The organism is Clostridium sp. CS1-1, from assembly GCF_056135525.1.
The window spans coordinates 1,792,309-1,809,077 of sequence record NZ_CM148680.1 but is presented as its reverse complement, the minus strand read 5'-3'; the positions used below and the strand labels follow the sequence as shown (position 1 = coordinate 1,809,077).

Here is a 16,769-nt window from a genome sequence, read left to right as displayed (position 1 = left end):
CCTCCTAAAATTTTAATAATGTTTGAGTTCTTAATCTTTCTAAGTCTAATTTTCTTTTTTCTTCATCTTTTGAACTCTCCAGTCCTTGAGATCTTGCATTCTCCAATACAAGTTTCGCACTCTCCAGTGTCTCCTTATCTCTTGATAAAGCTATATCAGTACCGTCATAAGCTGGAAAGCTTACTACGGAAACTTCCACTACTTTTTTTACTTTTTCTATATACCTAGTTGGCATATCTGTGTCCAGACCTTCCCATCTTTCTTCAGCTACATAAAAAATAAAACTCATACCGTCCATATCTCCACGATTTATGGAACTGTATAAGCTTTTGGCATCAGTATTATTTTCAATATCTAAATCAGCTCTAACAGCTAAGCCTATAGCATCTACTGCTAATTGCAATGTTGAATTTGCATTATTGTTCCTACTTCTCGCAAGTGGTATTTTATCTAAATCATGATTTACGCTTAGGACTACGTCTCTAAAGTCAGTTTCACTAAACGCACCAGGTTCTATAACTTCATAAAACCAGTTGCCTATATTGGTCATTTGATTGAATACTGCTGCATGCCCACTTATTATAGTTTGATTGTTATCCTGTGTTTGATCTATTGTCCTTAAATCTGCCATGGCAAAATTACGCTTCACACGTTCAGTTTTACTTGGCAAATTTTTATTTTTAGCCATTGTCATTACCTCCATTCGTATTATTTTTATTGCTAGTCATAAGCTGATATTGTGTAGCAATATTTGTATCAACATAATTTAAGCTTATTGTCCTTCTGCTACCTGTACCATCACTAAGAGGTGGATATCCCAAAACTGCTAACTTTTGGTCATCTGTTAGCAATCCCTGAGCACCTGCTATGTTTAATAAATCTAATTTAGATTTAGTGCTTAAATACATCATATCTTTCTGGTAAAATACAATTTCATTACCAACATCTAATTCTCTCTGACTAAACATACACTTAGAGAATGCTTGGCCTAATCTTATTAAAATAGGCTCTAATGCTTGCTCATAGAAAGCTTGATATTCTTCATCGGTATATTTTCCACTTAATATAGCCATTGATACATGATACCAACGTAAAACCTTGTTATCTAAAAATTCCATTGTATCTTTATCTATTAATTTAGGATCTATATTTAATGGTATATAGTCTCCTTTTATATCCATAGGTAATATTCCTGTTTCTCCACTAGCCACTGCATCTTCAAACCTTTTTCTTTCTTTCTTCTGTCCATCATCATCTAGCATAGTATTTATTTTTAAAATTCCTCTAATGTTTAAACTTGTTTTAACTGCTTTCCCTATTCCTTGCAATGCTGTATCGTTTATTTCTAGGACTTTTAACAATGCTGCATTGTCCGGTTGTCCATTAGATCCACCACCCATTATGTCATTTACTGAAAACTTTTTTCTAATATGAATTACATCAGAATAAGGCAATGTATAATTATTTCCACTACTAAAATAAAATTTAACATAGATCTTTCCAGTAGGGTCTTGCAGAAAATCAACTTGTATAGGATTTAGAGGATAAAATCCAGTATAATAAATTTGCTCATTACTATTGGAATCTAAATAAGTATCATAAGTTGGATAAATAAAGACATTGTAATTCATAAATAGTAGCCATATGCACTTTTCGATAAACTCTGAGGTTGTCATTAGTTCATTGGGTGCAAATTTAAATAATCTATTTATACTGCTTTTAGGTATTTGCTGTAACCCTGCTGAATTAGTAAAAATATGTTTAGGTTGCAGTTTACTGCATTCAGTAGCTATAACATCTATGCAATTTTGAACTATATCAGATACGTAAATATTTTTCCCAAATTGGCTAAAGGCTGGATAACTTCCATCAAGCATCTTTGCATACTGTAGGTTTTTATTTGATTGATTATTGTTAAATAAGCTCTGTAATAACATCTGCTATCCTCCTTTCTTGGCAATAAAAAAAGCAAATGCAATAAAGCATATGCCTAATACAATATATCCTGCTGGGATAAATATTTTAAATACTCCTATAGCTAATAAAATAATTCCTATAGTAAAGAGAATATCCTCAGTACATTTTAATAATATCTTCCCAATAAACTTTAAATATTTTATCACTTTTCTCAACAATACATCACCGCCTTAAGCTGCTCTTTTAACTAAATCTAAGAATGTCGGTCTATTATCTATATAGATTCTATAAGCAATTAGCATTGTTACAGCTCCATCGATTTTCTTATCATCCTGCCCCTGAACTTTCACTGGCATTATATCTTGTTTACTGTTTATTACAAACGCTGTATTTTCTAAGCACCACTTATCTACAGGGTTATCATTATAAATTATAAGATTCTTTTTTAAATCAGCTTCAACTAATCTCATAGGCTCACTCATAGTTCCAAAGTCTTGATTTATTCTAGTACAATCAAAACCATAACTCTCCATTTCCTTAACCCAATATATGGCTGACCATTTATCATATCCGGTGTTAAACACTCTTATGTTGTAATCTTTATATAATTTATAAAACCATGCAGTAACTAATCTAAAATCATTTTCCCCTCCTGGGCATACTGTAATGTAACCTTTTCCTATCCATTCTTTAAACTTTGGTAAATCTTCTTTGGATAAACTTTCTAACTTAGTTTCTGGAATAAAATACTGCTGATAAAAATATTTATGATCGTCTCCAGGTTTCATAAGCATTATTCTTGCACTTGTTAAGTCACCAGTTTTGCTTAAGTCTGAAGCTCCTATGGCAAAACAGTTTCTAAACTCTTCTAAATTAAATGTTTCTTCATTTTTAATATCATCAGCCATCAACCAAGCTGCTGAATTGTTTTGTTTAATATTAAAATCCTTAGATAACACAAATACTTTTGTTGGTTTACTTGTCTTGGCTTCTTCTATCATTTGCCTTAGAAAACTACGTTTTTTAACAGCACCTAAAGACGGATTGGATTTATAATGGCTGTTTTCATCTTGCCATACTTCCTGCTCATTATCTTGAGTATATAACCATATCAGCCATCGAGGTCTTTCAAGTTCACCATCTAGTACTTGCCTAGCCTCTTTTAGCCTACCATCTAAGTAGCCGTCATTAACAACTCCTTCAGTCGTTAACTCAAAGTATAAAGGTTCTTCTTGTGTGCTTAATGCTTGTCTAATAGGCATTATAGAACTGTTGTCTTTTAATTCATGAACTTCATCTACTGCACCTACTCCAATGTTACGACCTTCTTTTGCTCCTGTTTTTGCAGATATCTTCTTTATAGTACCTTTATTTTGATATGAAAACTTTCCTTTCTTCTTAACCTTTTTTGGATTACCAAAGAACATACCTTTAATATTTTTTCTTGTTAATTTTTCAAGTGATGGACTATCCTCACGCATTGAATTTATTGCTTGGAACATCAAGTCTGCTGATTCATAATCATTAGATGAACAAAGTATTTTTAATCCCATAGGACCACAAAACCATTCAGCTAAACATATTGCTGATACAAGAGGAGTCTTGCCATTTTTTCTACCTACTAAAAACAATATATCTTGATATAGTCTTACTGTTCTGCCTATCTCTTCATCATAAATTTTGAATGAATATATTGCTTCAATAAATGCTTTCTGATACAACAACAATAGAAAAGGCTTACCAGCAAATGGCGCTTCTGAATGTTTGCATTTAGTTTCAATAAACTTAATTCTTTTATGTCCATCCTCAAAATCTATAGTTACATCTGGATTGTCAAAATGAGTTATCAAAATATCAAGTTGCTGCATTAACTCTTGGCCAATAATTATTTCTTTATTTTTACACTTATTTATATACTCTAATAGCCAGGAATATTGACCATTATATGTGCAATCTATTAGGTTAAACATGAAACATCATTCTTTGCTAGCTTTTTTACAATTTCTTTTGAAAGTTCTTCTAAAGAATATTCTTCCAATCCTTTATCTTTAATTACAAAATGAGTATCTATGTTTATACTGCATTCATCTGGAATAAACTTCATTATTACCTCTGGAATACAACCACCGGCTTTATTAATTGATATTTCTTTTAATCTATTTGAAACATCTTTTCCATCTATACTAACTTTGCAATCTCTCGGACCAAACCCTATTTCTACATCAATCTTCATAAAAGCAATAACCTCCTTTATTCAAATTCCTCCATGTCATCTCCATCATCATCAATTTTCTTTTGCAATATTCCACTAAGCGTCTTTATAACTACTGAATAACTATTTAAGTTTTGCCTATATTCTTTTGCAATTGGTAAAGGTTTTTGTAAGCTTGGGTTGCTAGGATGAATTTTAATCATTCCTGTTTCCTCTAAGATATTCTTTAACTCATAATTTTCTGCATATAAAAAAGCTGCATCTTGGATTAATCCCTCGACCAGCTTCCGGTTAGATTCATCTACATCTTTGAATATTTCATTTAACTTATTCAACTCTTTTTCATAGGCTTCTTTTTTAGTCATTCTTGCACCTTCTCTTTATACCTCATTTTGTTTCAGCTTTTTTCAAAAACTTTCAACTGATTTTCAAAATTTTTATCGTGTGTCGTTTTTGTGTACGGTATACGGTCTTGACGGCAAACGTATTTTTCCAAAGGTGGGGGGACTATGAGTACTTATCAAACCATTCATCAATATACTTCTGCCACTCAACTATTCTATACTTTCTTTCTTCATCTACATTAAGCCTAGTATAGCACTCTTCCTTAGTTGCTTCTATATAAACAAGTTCAGCTCCAAGTTCATCAGCTAGCCTCTCCCTCTTGAACTTATCTGCATAGCCACCTATTACCCAAGCATTGTACCACTTACCATACCTAGTCTTAATGTTATCAAGCAATAAGGTTCTTATGTTTATTACATTAGTAAGTAAGTTGTCTGGCTTGTCATAAGAAGGCAACATGCTTACTGCCTCATATAATCTATCCATATCAACTACTATATCGCCACGTTCCATGTTCTCTTTGATAAATGTTTTCTTCCCTGCCATTGGTGAACCATAAACCATATATACTTTCTTTGGTGGCTTATATCCAAACCTATAGTGTTTCTTATCATGGCAACTATGACATATAAGTTCTATTAGTTCTGGATTAAGACTTATATTATAATCAGTAACATTCTCAGGCGTTAGCTCTGTCTTATGATGTGCATGTACATCTGTTTGATTAATTATCAACTTCTTACACTTCTCACATATAACTCCGCCATGCTCTTTACTTCTTTCTAATATTAAGTTTAATCTAAAATTTCTCCACTTACTTGAAGCATAGAATGTTTGTAGTATTGCATACTTAGCCATTACTACTCACCTACCAATTCTTTGATGCATCCATATTCTTTTGATGTTCGAATCTTTCTCTTTCTAATTGCTGCTTCTCTTTATTAGCTTCTTTTCTGTGCTGCAACTCAGGATTATTTATCTGTACTTTTAATCTTTCAACTCTTAACTTTTGCTCTTCAGTAACTGTATCCCAATTAGCGTGAAGCATTTCATCATATTGTTTAATTAGTTTAGCTAAAGTATTAAGCCCTTTAGATTGAGTATTTATAAGATTGGCTTCTTTATCCCATGCAAACTGAATTTCATATTCTTCAGATTCCATCTTCTCTCCACTTGATGTCTTCTTTAGTTCTTTCGTAATATCCTGCTTGTTTTCAACATGCATAATATCTTGCATATAAATAATTCTAGCTTCTTGTAGACATATGCTTCTCCATAGCTTTTCTAATGGATCCTCTATATCTAGTTCTTCCATTATATTTTTAACTGCAAAAGGAATTCTGCTAGTATATTTACCATACTTAAAACTATTTACATTACCTTTAGGAGCACCACCTTTGTTCCCAACTGCATTTTGATTGCCATATGGAGCACCAATTTTATTTAACTTCTTTTTCCACTTATCTTTAACTCTCCAGTCATTTACTGTATGCCAGTTTTCATTAAGCAGCTCTGCTATTTCTCTGGATGTAATCTGACCATTATTTTCTTTATAGATCTCAAACGCTTTATCTCTATTAGGACTTCTCTCTTTGCTCATTTTGCCCTCCTAATATTCATGTTTATTTTAAAACATGAACAATAGTAATTCACTCTAGATATTTCAATTATTTTAGAATCTGCGTTGAGTTGTTTTTTGGGCAAACAACTCCAAATTCATGTAATGTAAGAGTTATTACTTACCACTTATAGAGTGTTGCTTACCTTACAGTCGTTGATATTCAAAGCTTTAAGTACTTTTTTTGCTCTTTTTTTGAATGTTTCATTTTCTTAGGGAATCACACATTCATTTTTTATATGACTTATATTAGTAAGAATTTTCTTTTTTGCCTTGAATGTTCATATACCCAATTTTTAAGCATTCAATATTAAAAAAATAAAAAAGACCTCATCAGATTCTTATCAAATCATTGAGTTCCTCACTAACTTCATCATACAATTCTCTGTCTAATCCTAAGTAACATTTAGTCTCCTCTATGCTACTATGTCCGAGCATTTCTTTTACTAAAAGAATGTCAAACTTCTTTTTAACGTAAATAGAATAAGCGTAGGTTTTTCTCATACTATGAGCAGTTATATTTTTAAGTCCAAATGCTTCACCAGCTGCTTTAAGTATTCTACTTACATGACTAACTGTAATGTGCTTATTCTTCCCTTTTCTAGATATAAATAAATACTCATAATCTTTTTTACCCTTAATGTATATTTTTAATATTTTTTCGAGGTTTGATGGTATCTTTACTAGTCTAGGCTTTCTATTTTCTTCTCTTACATTAGGACTATTTATTTTCTTACCTTCAAGAATCTCAAAATATCCATCATCAAGAGCTTTTTTTACATCTCTTACTCTTTGTATTACTAAATCACCAGCTCTGTATCCAGTAGTAATCCCTAAGATAAATAGTATATAGTTTCTCTCATTCTTTTCTTTTAGATAATCCTGAATATCTAAAACTCTTTCCCTATCCTTTATAGGATTTGCAGGCCTTTTCTTTCCCATATCATATCACCTGCCTAATAGCCTGTTTATACTATCGTGCCCTTTTTATTACTCCATGATGTCTTCGATATACTGGAGCATCTTCCATCATTTTCTTAAATTCTGTATGATCCATATAAGCATCATCTTTATATTCTTTCAGCTTACCTATATATTCTTTGTTCTCAGTTATTCTTATTAAATTGTCTACATAGTAAGGATTTTTCGGAAGTTCTTTCTTGATAGCTAAATCTACAAGTAATCTTCCTATTTCAATTGATTTGACATATGTATGACCTTTTTTGAAAGGTTTATCTATGTTTATTACTATGTATCCTTTACCTACTGGAATTGTTATAAAATTTTCTTTCTTATAAATTTGATTCACTATCTCACTTCCTTTGCAAATAAAATGAGCACCTAGATTTCTCTAAATGCTCTACTGTTGCCACACAGTTGTAATCCCTGCTGTGTATCAACCATTTTTTCTATGATTTAAGTATACTTCTAATAAATGCTACAATTCTATATTTTATAACGCTATTTTTCCAGTATTTTTTCGCTACTCAACTCAGATACAAATAATACTGGTATCATTTTTTCAATTGCTCTATCCTTTAACTTCCTACACCATGCCTCACACATATCAATTTTCCTACAGACGTTTGTCCAACTCTTCTTCTTTTCAGAAAAAAACTTTAAATCAATTATTTTAAATTCCTTATCATTAAGTACTTCTAAGGCATTATTCATTCTTTCCACTCTTATTTCTTTACTTCGTTTCAAATCCATTAAGTTATCTAATTTTTTTCTTCTACTTAATATTTCATTCTCAACGGAACTGTTAAATGCATTTGTTGGACCTGACCTTTCTTCATATGTTATAGATCCGCAACCTTTATAATCTTTGTCCAATTCTTCAATGTCTAATTCAATATTTTTTATTTCACTCTCTAAAGTTTTATATTCTTTTAACATCTCTTCAGTTTTTTTATAATAGTACTTACTATACGCCACTACCCTTCCTCCTTTGCCATAGCTTTTTACTTTTCTAAGCAGCTTAGTTACTTCAAGAGTTTTATTCTATCCGGATGTTCTAACTCTCTATCTGCCTTTCCAGCTGACCTACATAATGCTAAAGTAGTTACGATAACTATCGCTACAATTACAGCTAACATGATTAATTTCACTTTTATTCATCCCTCTCGTACTCTTTTGTTGGATTTGATATTGCTAATGCTACAACTGGAGCTACTATAACAAGTGCTATAAGTGCAACCGTAAATATTGTTTCTAGCATATGTTACACCTCCTGACTACTTGTCCGCGAATAAGTATCTCTCCATTTTCAAAGCATATTCTTGCTCTGTGTTTCTTACCATTGATTTTAAATAAGCATCTGTAATATATAGGTTTGTGTATACACTCGAATCTGCATTCAGTCCCAGCTAAGAAGTCCTTTAGTGAAATTTTCTTAGGCTGTTCCATGACTTTATCCTCCTACTTTATATTATTCTTTTTCCTTCCCTAAAGTCTCTTATCTCATGTTCAAACCTTTGTATAAGAGCCGCCTCGTGCACTATATCTTTTTGTAATCTTTCTATTTCTTCTGCATTATTCTTTATAATCGCAAGTTCTAATTGTAACCTTTTATCTGGCAGTGCCTTCTGTAATCCATGTTTTATTGCATACATTTCTACTAATGTTAATTTTACAGTTTGTCTACTCATTTCGAATCTCTCTTTCACTTAATTTTTATTTGAGAACAGAGTTTTACCCCTGCTCTCAAACTATAGTCTATTTAAACTAATTTGCTTTATTTAATCATTCTAAACACTCGTTTAACTTCTCTTGCCCATTCATCAACTTCTTGCTCATTTTGGAAGCTTATTATACTGCCCATATTTGTTAACTCAATCCCTTGAGAACATGCTCTATAAATGCCATTTTTTCCTTTTAAGTTTATAGATAACACTTCAAGATTATCCTTTTCTATAGTGGCTTTGATACTCTCATCTGCTTGAACCTCTCTAATTGTTTCTCCCATTATTTTTGCCTCTATGCACTGAGAATTATTTTCCTTTTCTTGTTTATCCTCTTTTTCTCCAAGTTTTTTAACCTCTTCTTTTTTCATAGTATCCTCTCCCCCTATAATCTCCATTATTTGTTCTGCTGCTTTATTTACCTCTTGATCTTCTTTTGCATATTCCTGTTTTTCCTCTACCTTTAAGCCTGCTTTAACCCTTGAATATGCATTAGTTGCCATGCTCTTAGTTAGCTTTGGAAACTCAAACAATATTGTCTCTATAACATCTTTTCTTGCTACCCCTGTATTTATAAGTTCTTTTACTCTACCTTCTACTTTTTCAGCCATCTTTGCCATTTTTTCATCACAATCCTTTCCCCATTCTTCTGCAATTTTCTTCAGACGTTTCCTATCTTCTTGAAACATCTGGATTGCTTCATTGTTGAATTTTTCTGTCTCTTCCCAACTAAATCCTAAATCACTTAATTTAGCTGAGTAAATCATATCCATAATATAAGAGCTGTCTGCAATAATGCTTGAAACTCTATTCTCTATAACATTTTCTATAAGCATAAAATCTTGATTATTTAATTTACTGAATAAACTTCTCGTATTATCTACCGTTGTAACCTTCTGAGTTTTCTTAACTTCCCTTTCTCTTCTTCTCCTATCTGCTCTATTTGGCATAATTTTCATCACCCTTTAAATAAATATCATGATACCCATACATCTTTTGTAACTCCTTCATATACAGCTTTCTTCATTTACTCCCATTTCTAGACAAGTAGCCAAGCTTGAACTACTTGTCCTATCTTTTATTAAGCTAATACCCTCAGTTTACTTTTCTATATAGTTCACTACATTTTTTATGATTATATTTATACTTCCATCTCCAACCCTTTGTATTTCAAATCTACCTCTGTCATTGTAGGCATCTTCATTTATAGTCAGTTCAATATCTTTATCAATTTTTAGCTTTATTCTATTAAATCTTTTCTCCACATACTCCTTGTCTACTGACACCTCAGAGACATTAGAATCTAAATGCTTTAGTATGTGTTGCTCAAAACTCTCTTTCATCTCAGCATCATATACAAATAGATCCTTACTAAGATTTTGAATATCTATGCTTTCTTCATTTTTCAATCTTCTCTTTAGATCAGTTCTTAATTTCTCTGCCGCACCTGCATCTTCATTAAAGTTACGTCTTATAAATTCCTCTGAAGCATTAATAAAGATTTTAGTCATATCCCTTTCATTTTTTAATATTTCACAGTTTAAGTATTTATCGATAAAGTATTCACTACCATATTCCTCGCTGTTTCTCTTTCCTCTTTTATCTATTACCATGAGATTAGAGCCTTGATTTTCCCTTATAAGCTTTATAAAAGCACATTTCTCTACTTTCCCTGTCTTTGGTAGTCCTTGAAGCTCTGGAACTATATTTACTCCTATTTTGTTATTAATAAAATCTATTCTGTGGACATAGTTCTTTATATAATCCATCTTTAAAATTCCAAGCATAGGACCATATTCTGTTGATATAGAAACTATTATTAGATCACATGATGATATGTTTTGACTTATTTTCATAAGGTTAAAAAAATTCTCTGAAAGTTCCTTAGATACTGCAATAATATCTTCCTTACCATTTAGGTACTTCTGCGAAATATCTTTAACTTTGTTCTCTCCTTCTCTAAAGGTTGCATACTGTAAATCCTCGCTCTTTAGAGACTTTTTTATATGCTTTAATAAAAAACCATAAGTTTCCTCATTTAAATCTAATTTATATTCATTTAAGATAGGTTCGTCAGCTCCACTATCTAACACATGCACTATTGCTTCATTGATGATGACGTCCTTTATATATTCCATTTCACTACCTCCAATATTTATTTTTAATTGTTGATATGTCCAATTTCTACTAGTTTTTCTCCTTTCAAAAATTAGCCTATCCATTTTTTCTCCTATACTATTGAATTAATACATTAATACACATTATTTATAACCGCTCGTATTCAAGTTTTAAGACTAGGTAATTTTAAGGCAATTCATTGCTGTTATGCTTATATTTTAAATTTGACCTACTCTCGCTTAAATTTAATAACCCTCTGTTTGACGTTTATGGTTGACTTTATTTTTATCTAAATAGGCTTGCTCCATTTCATCTAAGCTAATATTTAAACATCTTCCGAGTCCCATAATCCCTAGTAAGATGTTTTCTTCAGTTACAACGTATGCGTAAGCAGCTTCAAATACTTCTCCTACCTCCATGCTTAATCCTAGTTTATCAAGGGTATTTATTACCTCATCTATGTTATCTAATAACCACTCTGAAGTTTGTTTCAATTCATTTTCTAGGCTTAAAGCAAAGTGAAAACAATCTGACCATTCTTCAAGTAACTTTTCTCTTTTTATAGTCTTATTTTTCTTCCAGTGCTTAAAACCTTGCCACTCATTAGCCAATTCTCCAAGCTCCACTAACAAAGCAAGTTTAATATTTTGTAGTGGGTATTCCTTTATGCCTGCTCTTTCTAGTATTTCAGTATCTAGTTTCTTCTGCTTGTCCAATAATTTTCTAATCTTCATTTACTTATTCCCCTTTCTTTTTTCAAATTCTACTTTAGCCCACTCTCCAAGCTTCATAGACTGCTTTATTCTACCTATTCTTGCATACCTTACTTCTATATCAAGATAGTTAATTATCATATAATCACCGCCCTCCCAGTATAAAAATCTGTGTATTTAAAGCACTCTATATATTCATTAAGTCTTACTGTTATGAAGTTATTATTTTTTTGTATTATTTTTCCATTTATAATTTTGTCAGGTACATTTGGTGCACTTGTTTTAACTTTAATTTTTACATTAATACAATTCCCAATTGAACATTTAATTCTAAGCAGTTCTAATGTCTTTATTCTTCCCTGAATCTCAAGTTCAACCTCAAGATTTCCCTTATTAGTTCTGCAATAACCATCTTTCCTGAGTAAGTTCAATTTATGTGCTTTAGCATCAATAGAACTTTTTGTTCTTTTAGTTTTAAACTTTTCACTTAAAGCCTCAGCTATTTCACGCGCACTCATATTTGACCAATTTAGCCTAAGAAACTTTTCTTCTGCCTGAGTCCAACGATTCATATACATCACTCCCAAACCACTCAGTAATTTGTTTTTCATTTACTCCTAGTGCTTCACCAGTTCTAATTATTGCTTCTGGAACTGTTATGCGTCTATCCGAAAAATACCTTTTTACTACTTCATCCATAAATTCAGACCTTTTCATATTTACACCTCACCATAAAAAACTTTATTTAACTCTGCCATCATAGCTGATTCATACTGTGTTTGTAAGCCAGTTGGATGTCTACACTCATCAAACATAGCATTAAGCCTTTTCTCTGCTTCTAAAAAACTTATATCTGCATTTATAGCTAATGCCGCTATTGTTCTTACTCTTTGATTTTCAGACTCTTGAAGTATTTTTAAAGTTTCCTTTATCATTTTCCATATCCCCAATCTTTAATTCTCAAATTTACTTGTTCTTAAGATATTCTTCTATACTCGTGCCTTACATTTTCTTCACTCAGTTCGCTGTAAACTAAAGTAGTTTGAGGGCTTTCATGTCCCATTAAATGCTGTATGACATGTAATGGCATACCATTATTGATTCTACTAGTAGCAAAACTGTGACGGAACAAGTGTGGATATATAGATTTATCAAATTTAGCCTTTTCTGCAATCTTATTAATTTCACGTTCTATGGATCTTCCGCCCATACGATTATAAGGAAACTTACTAGCAGTAAATAATGCTGAGTTCTCGCCTTTTCGTGCCTTTAAATATTTTTGTAAGAGAATTTTCGCTTTAACATTAAAGTAAACTTTTCTCTCTTTATTGCCTTTTCCAATAACATTTAAACTCATTTCATGCCAATCAATGCTATCTATATTTATATTCACTACTTCACTAAGTCTACAGCCAGTACTGATTAAAAATTCAATTAAAGCCTTCTCTCTATCAGTTTTACAAGCTTGTCTTAATAATTCGAGTTCTTCATCATTTAAGGCATGTCTTAGCCTCTTTGGTTCCTTTGTTTGTTTTAATTTACTCGCTGGATTTTTGGGTATATACTCTTCATCAGAAAGCCAACTGAAAAAGCTTTTTAGAATAGATATTTGTCCATTTATGCTTGTCGCTTTCATATTCTTACATCTAGCAGCCAAGTACATCCTTAAATCCATTGTAGTTATCGCTGATAGTGGCTTCCTTAAATGATTTGCAAATATCAATAACTGATAGTTATAGTTTTTTAACGTCCTCTCACTTAATCCGTCAAGTCTTTTAGTTGCAAGGTATATCTGTAGTTTCTCTTCTATATCACTTGCTACTAAAGATGTCTCAGTTGGCGTTATTTCATATTTGTACAATACTTCTTCTATTACAGTTCTTGCTTTAATCTGATCTAGGTATGAAAACTCTAAAGATAACTTTCCTACTAACTTTATAACTACTTCATCTTTGCTACTTGTACTATACATAAATTTCCTCCTTTTGTTTTGTTTGCCACACCAAGACAACTATGCTATAATACAAGTGTCTCAATGAGATGTTTTAGAGAGCTTGTGGTTGTCCAGACTTGCAGCTCTCTATTTTATTTATCTTTAATACTTGACCATATTTTTGAATTACGAACTAAAAACACCGCAAAATTCAAATGAATAATACGGTGTTTTAGTAAACTGTTCGTTTTTTAGTTATAACATTAAATATCAAAGATGTATAACATTGAAAATATATTCTATAGAAGGTTAAAAAAGTTCTAAATTAGATTTAAATTTTAAATAGCACAATAGATTAAATTATAATATATAGTTTATTTATAAATGCCGCCCCATTCTACAACAGTAAATCTATTACGTTTAAACTCTTTTATTTCGGGTTTTTTAATTTCTAAATTCTCATTATCGTTAAGAGGTACAAAGTAAAAGAAAGCTCTTAAAAATGAATCCGGTTCTTTAGATATATTAAGCTTAATTGCTTCATTTATTTCTTTAGGATCTAGGTAATAGGCTACATATCTACTGGTTTTCCAGTTCAACTCTTTTGACCAGTATTCAATAAAATCCCCTTTCTCTTTTGAATTTAAACCTATGGAAGTCAATATGTTATTCATCTCTTCATTAAAGTTATCTTTATCTACAATCCAGCCCTTATCTAAAGTAAATTGATAATTAAGTGAAGCTTCATAAAATAAAAAATCATAAGTATTGTCAATCTTTCCGCTTGGGTCAACTGTTACTTTCCAGCCTTGATTATATTCAGGAATTGATTTTGTTATATTGCCTATAGGAGTAACCTTTACTGATAACTCTTCCGTTTTCTCCGGATACAAATATATGTTAGGTTTTTTAGCTATTATGTTATCACCACCAGGATTAACATCTGTTAAGGCTATGGTTGGAGTAGATGAATCCTCTAAAAAATTATTAAAATTAAAGCTTTGATTTGTCAGTGCTGCGTTGACTGCCGCTTTAGACACTACATCAAAGTCTACATAAGCATATCTTACATCATCATAAAAAGCTTTTATACCGTTTTTATCCGTTTTTCTTCTTAAGAAGTCAACATATAATTCACTTCCTGAGTCACTTTCTCCATTTAATAAGTAATTTACAGCTGATGCTTTTAAACTAGTATAATTATATTCGTATAATTTACCATCCTTTCCGTTTATTGCTATAGCACTAGCTTTAGCAAAAACATTAGTAGTAGCTAATAAACTTGTTCCTAAAACACATAACATAACCAATAATTTTATTCTCTTCACTTTTTTATCCCCTCCCACTATGATAATTATGCCCCTGTTAGCACCATAATTCCAATTTTTATATGAATTTCAACTCAAGACAAAACTATATCAATATTGTAATATTATAAGCATGATACTAATTTTATCATCAATATTCATAATAAATATTACAATTTGGTAAAGCATTTTTTAATAACTTTTTATCATCATCACTTATTGGATTATTATATAAAACTAGCTGTTGTAAATTAGTTAATCCTTTTAAGGTACTTATATCACTTATTTGATTAGAACTTAAATCAATCGTTTTTAAATTATTTAAATTCTGTAATGGACTTATATCACTTATTTGATTAGAACTTAACGCAACATCTCGTAAACCAACCAATCCTTTCAAAGCACTTATATCACTTATTTGATTACCATAAGAATAAAGCGTTTGTAGATTAGTTAAGTTCCTCAATGGACTTATATCACTTATTTTACTATTCTCTAAATAAAGTATCTGTAAATTAGTTAAATTTTTCAAGGCATTTATATCACTTATTTTAGTATTATGCAAATAAAGGCTTTGTAAATTAGTTAAGTTCCGCAATGGATTTATATCAGTTATCTGAGTTCCATCTAGAGAAAGAGATTGTAACTTAGTTAAGTTCTTCAATGCAGTTATATCAGTTATCTTATTATCACTCAAACAAATTTGTTGTAAATTAATCAGATTTTGTAATATACCTACATCAGTTACTTGAGTTCCTTTTAGCGAAAGAGATTGTAATTTAATTAAGTTTTGCAATGGACTTATATCACTTACTGAAGTCCATCTTAAATTAAGAGTTTGCAGATTAGCCAAGTTTTTTAATACAGTTATATCACTTACTGAAGTCTCTGCTAAATTAAGGATCTTCAAATTAGTTAGGTTTTCTATTCCACTAAGATCATGTACTTCATGATATAATCCATCATACATTGGATCAGGACAGAAATCCAAAGCAGTTATCTTTTCAACATCACTTTTATAAATATCTCCTGTTGGCTTATTTATTACATTTCTTACTGCTTGATCTAAAATGTTATCCTTGAATGTTACTACTACATCACTACTTTTAATATTAAAGTGAACCTTATATTCATTCTTTAATGCCTTGCCTTTATTTGAATGTGCTTTAGTATCAATATTCAATATGTAACTTTCTCCTGGTGCATATCCACCTGTTGGAGCCGTTACGGTAACTGTTTTACTATCTTGTGCTAATTTAACATCTACTGATATAGCAGCACCTTTGCTGTCGGTAACAGTTATACCTTGTATCTTCCCATCATCAAGTCCAACATCATCGGTAAACTTAATTGTCCATGTTTTATTAGTGTCTACTGTTTGATAGTCCGTAAAGTTTGCCGCTTTTACATTAGGTGCTATTAATAAAAAAATACTAAAAACAGCCGCCATTATAAATTTATTTCTCATTTCAATTCCCCCATTATTGATTTATATATCCATTATAACATTTTAGGAATAATATTACATATAACATGAATGGCTAATTATACCACTTGACACCGTATTATTCAATTTTCAAAGGTCATCGTTCGTATAACAAACATTATTAGTTAGTTCATAAATTATTCAAATTCCGTATATTCAAATTACAACTTCATCTCTTCTAACAGATATAGAATAAACTCATTAGCTTCGATATCATCTACCGGAATGTACTTTTTTATCCTTTCTGCAATTTTTTCTAGATAGATGTCACTCTCAAATGTTACTTGTTTTAATTCCGAAAAGTTCTCACACGCTTCTTTTACTCTAAGTTCAGCAGCTCTTGCCTGTTTCATAAAGAATATTACTTCTTTTTTAAGCCCTTCATTCTCTTGCTGCAGACTATTTATTTCAGCTATCGTTATTCCTTCTACCATGT

At 31.1% G+C, this 16,769-nt stretch carries 23 protein-coding genes; all 23 read right to left on the bottom strand.

Annotated features, from left to right (window positions below; all coding sequences use genetic code 11):
• Positions 1–4 precede the first annotated feature (4 nt).
• The 23 genes from AC0N0V_RS08340 to AC0N0V_RS08230 all read right to left on the bottom strand — a co-directional run bounded on the left by AC0N0V_RS08340 (position 5) and on the right by AC0N0V_RS08230 (position 16,767).
• Positions 5–688 (bottom strand): HK97 family phage prohead protease, encoded by a 684-nt coding sequence (locus AC0N0V_RS08340; protein ID WP_474463473.1) that lies wholly within the window; start codon positions 686–688, stop codon positions 5–7.
• Positions 681–1,937, bottom strand: coding sequence for a phage portal protein (locus tag AC0N0V_RS08335; RefSeq protein WP_474463472.1), 1,257 nt, complete (start codon positions 1,935–1,937; stop codon positions 681–683). Before AC0N0V_RS08335 ends, AC0N0V_RS08340 begins: the two co-directional genes overlap by 8 nt.
• Before the next feature lie 3 nt (positions 1,938–1,940).
• Positions 1,941–2,132 carry a hypothetical protein gene (locus AC0N0V_RS08330; protein ID WP_474463469.1) on the bottom strand — a complete coding sequence of 64 codons (192 nt, stop codon included), beginning with the start codon at positions 2,130–2,132 and terminating at the stop codon, positions 1,941–1,943.
• 15 nt (positions 2,133–2,147) lie between these two features.
• Positions 2,148–3,887 carry a terminase large subunit gene (locus tag AC0N0V_RS08325; protein ID WP_474463467.1) on the bottom strand — a complete coding sequence of 580 codons (1,740 nt, stop codon included), beginning with the start codon at positions 3,885–3,887 and terminating at the stop codon, positions 2,148–2,150.
• Positions 3,875–4,150, bottom strand: a complete 276-nt coding sequence (locus AC0N0V_RS08320) for a hypothetical protein (RefSeq protein ID WP_474463465.1) — start codon at positions 4,148–4,150, stop codon at positions 3,875–3,877. Before AC0N0V_RS08320 ends, AC0N0V_RS08325 begins: the two co-directional genes overlap by 13 nt.
• A 17-nt stretch (positions 4,151–4,167) precedes the next feature.
• Entirely contained in the window at positions 4,168–4,494 is a 327-nt protein-coding gene (locus tag AC0N0V_RS08315; protein ID WP_474463463.1) for a hypothetical protein, read from the bottom strand.
• Between the two features lie 142 nt (positions 4,495–4,636).
• Positions 4,637–5,332, bottom strand: coding sequence for an HNH endonuclease family protein (locus AC0N0V_RS08310; RefSeq protein ID WP_474463461.1), 696 nt, complete (start codon positions 5,330–5,332; stop codon positions 4,637–4,639).
• Positions 5,333–5,342: 10 nt separating this feature from the next.
• Positions 5,343–6,074: a phage terminase small subunit gene (terS, locus tag AC0N0V_RS08305; RefSeq protein ID WP_474463459.1), complete on the bottom strand. Its 732-nt coding sequence runs from the start codon at positions 6,072–6,074 to the stop codon at positions 5,343–5,345.
• A gap of 351 nt (positions 6,075–6,425) precedes the next feature.
• Complete coding sequence (locus tag AC0N0V_RS08300) at positions 6,426–7,034, bottom strand: tyrosine-type recombinase/integrase (protein ID WP_474463457.1); 609 nt, start codon at positions 7,032–7,034, stop codon at positions 6,426–6,428.
• 31 nt (positions 7,035–7,065) lie between these two features.
• A complete protein-coding gene (locus AC0N0V_RS08295) occupies positions 7,066–7,401 on the bottom strand; it encodes a hypothetical protein (protein WP_474463456.1) in 336 nt (111 codons plus the stop codon).
• 152 nt (positions 7,402–7,553) lie between these two features.
• Complete coding sequence (locus AC0N0V_RS08290; RefSeq protein WP_474463454.1) at positions 7,554–8,030, bottom strand: RNA polymerase subunit sigma; 477 nt, start codon at positions 8,028–8,030, stop codon at positions 7,554–7,556.
• A 47-nt stretch (positions 8,031–8,077) separates the two neighbouring features.
• A complete protein-coding gene (locus AC0N0V_RS08285) occupies positions 8,078–8,203 on the bottom strand; it encodes a hypothetical protein (protein WP_474463452.1) in 126 nt (41 codons plus the stop codon).
• A gap of 315 nt (positions 8,204–8,518) precedes the next feature.
• Positions 8,519–8,761, bottom strand: a complete 243-nt coding sequence (locus AC0N0V_RS08280) for a hypothetical protein (RefSeq protein WP_474463450.1) — start codon at positions 8,759–8,761, stop codon at positions 8,519–8,521.
• Positions 8,762–8,829: 68 nt separating this feature from the next.
• On the bottom strand, positions 8,830–9,726 hold the full coding sequence (locus tag AC0N0V_RS08275) for a hypothetical protein (RefSeq protein ID WP_474463449.1): 897 nt from the start codon (positions 9,724–9,726) through the stop codon (positions 8,830–8,832).
• 150 nt (positions 9,727–9,876) lie between these two features.
• Complete coding sequence (locus AC0N0V_RS08270) at positions 9,877–10,914, bottom strand: nucleoid-associated protein (RefSeq protein WP_474463448.1); 1,038 nt, start codon at positions 10,912–10,914, stop codon at positions 9,877–9,879.
• A 225-nt stretch (positions 10,915–11,139) separates the two neighbouring features.
• Complete coding sequence (locus AC0N0V_RS08265; RefSeq protein ID WP_474463447.1) at positions 11,140–11,628, bottom strand: dUTP diphosphatase; 489 nt, start codon at positions 11,626–11,628, stop codon at positions 11,140–11,142.
• 116 nt (positions 11,629–11,744) lie between these two features.
• Positions 11,745–12,179, bottom strand: coding sequence for a hypothetical protein (locus AC0N0V_RS08260; protein WP_474463446.1), 435 nt, complete (start codon positions 12,177–12,179; stop codon positions 11,745–11,747).
• Positions 12,142–12,324, bottom strand: a complete 183-nt coding sequence (locus AC0N0V_RS08255) for a hypothetical protein (RefSeq protein WP_474463445.1) — start codon at positions 12,322–12,324, stop codon at positions 12,142–12,144. The genes AC0N0V_RS08260 and AC0N0V_RS08255 overlap by 38 nt, the downstream gene beginning before the upstream one ends.
• Before the next feature lie 2 nt (positions 12,325–12,326).
• Entirely contained in the window at positions 12,327–12,542 is a 216-nt protein-coding gene (locus AC0N0V_RS08250; protein WP_474463443.1) for a hypothetical protein, read from the bottom strand.
• A 41-nt stretch (positions 12,543–12,583) separates the two neighbouring features.
• A complete protein-coding gene (xerA, locus tag AC0N0V_RS08245; RefSeq protein WP_474463441.1) occupies positions 12,584–13,579 on the bottom strand; it encodes a site-specific tyrosine recombinase/integron integrase in 996 nt (331 codons plus the stop codon).
• Between the two features lie 335 nt (positions 13,580–13,914).
• Positions 13,915–14,868, bottom strand: coding sequence for a hypothetical protein (locus AC0N0V_RS08240; protein ID WP_474463440.1), 954 nt, complete (start codon positions 14,866–14,868; stop codon positions 13,915–13,917).
• A 130-nt stretch (positions 14,869–14,998) separates the two neighbouring features.
• On the bottom strand, positions 14,999–16,315 hold the full coding sequence (locus AC0N0V_RS08235; protein ID WP_474463439.1) for a leucine-rich repeat domain-containing protein: 1,317 nt from the start codon (positions 16,313–16,315) through the stop codon (positions 14,999–15,001).
• 179 nt (positions 16,316–16,494) lie between these two features.
• Entirely contained in the window at positions 16,495–16,767 is a 273-nt protein-coding gene (locus AC0N0V_RS08230; RefSeq protein WP_474463437.1) for a hypothetical protein, read from the bottom strand.
• Positions 16,768–16,769 lie beyond the last annotated feature (2 nt).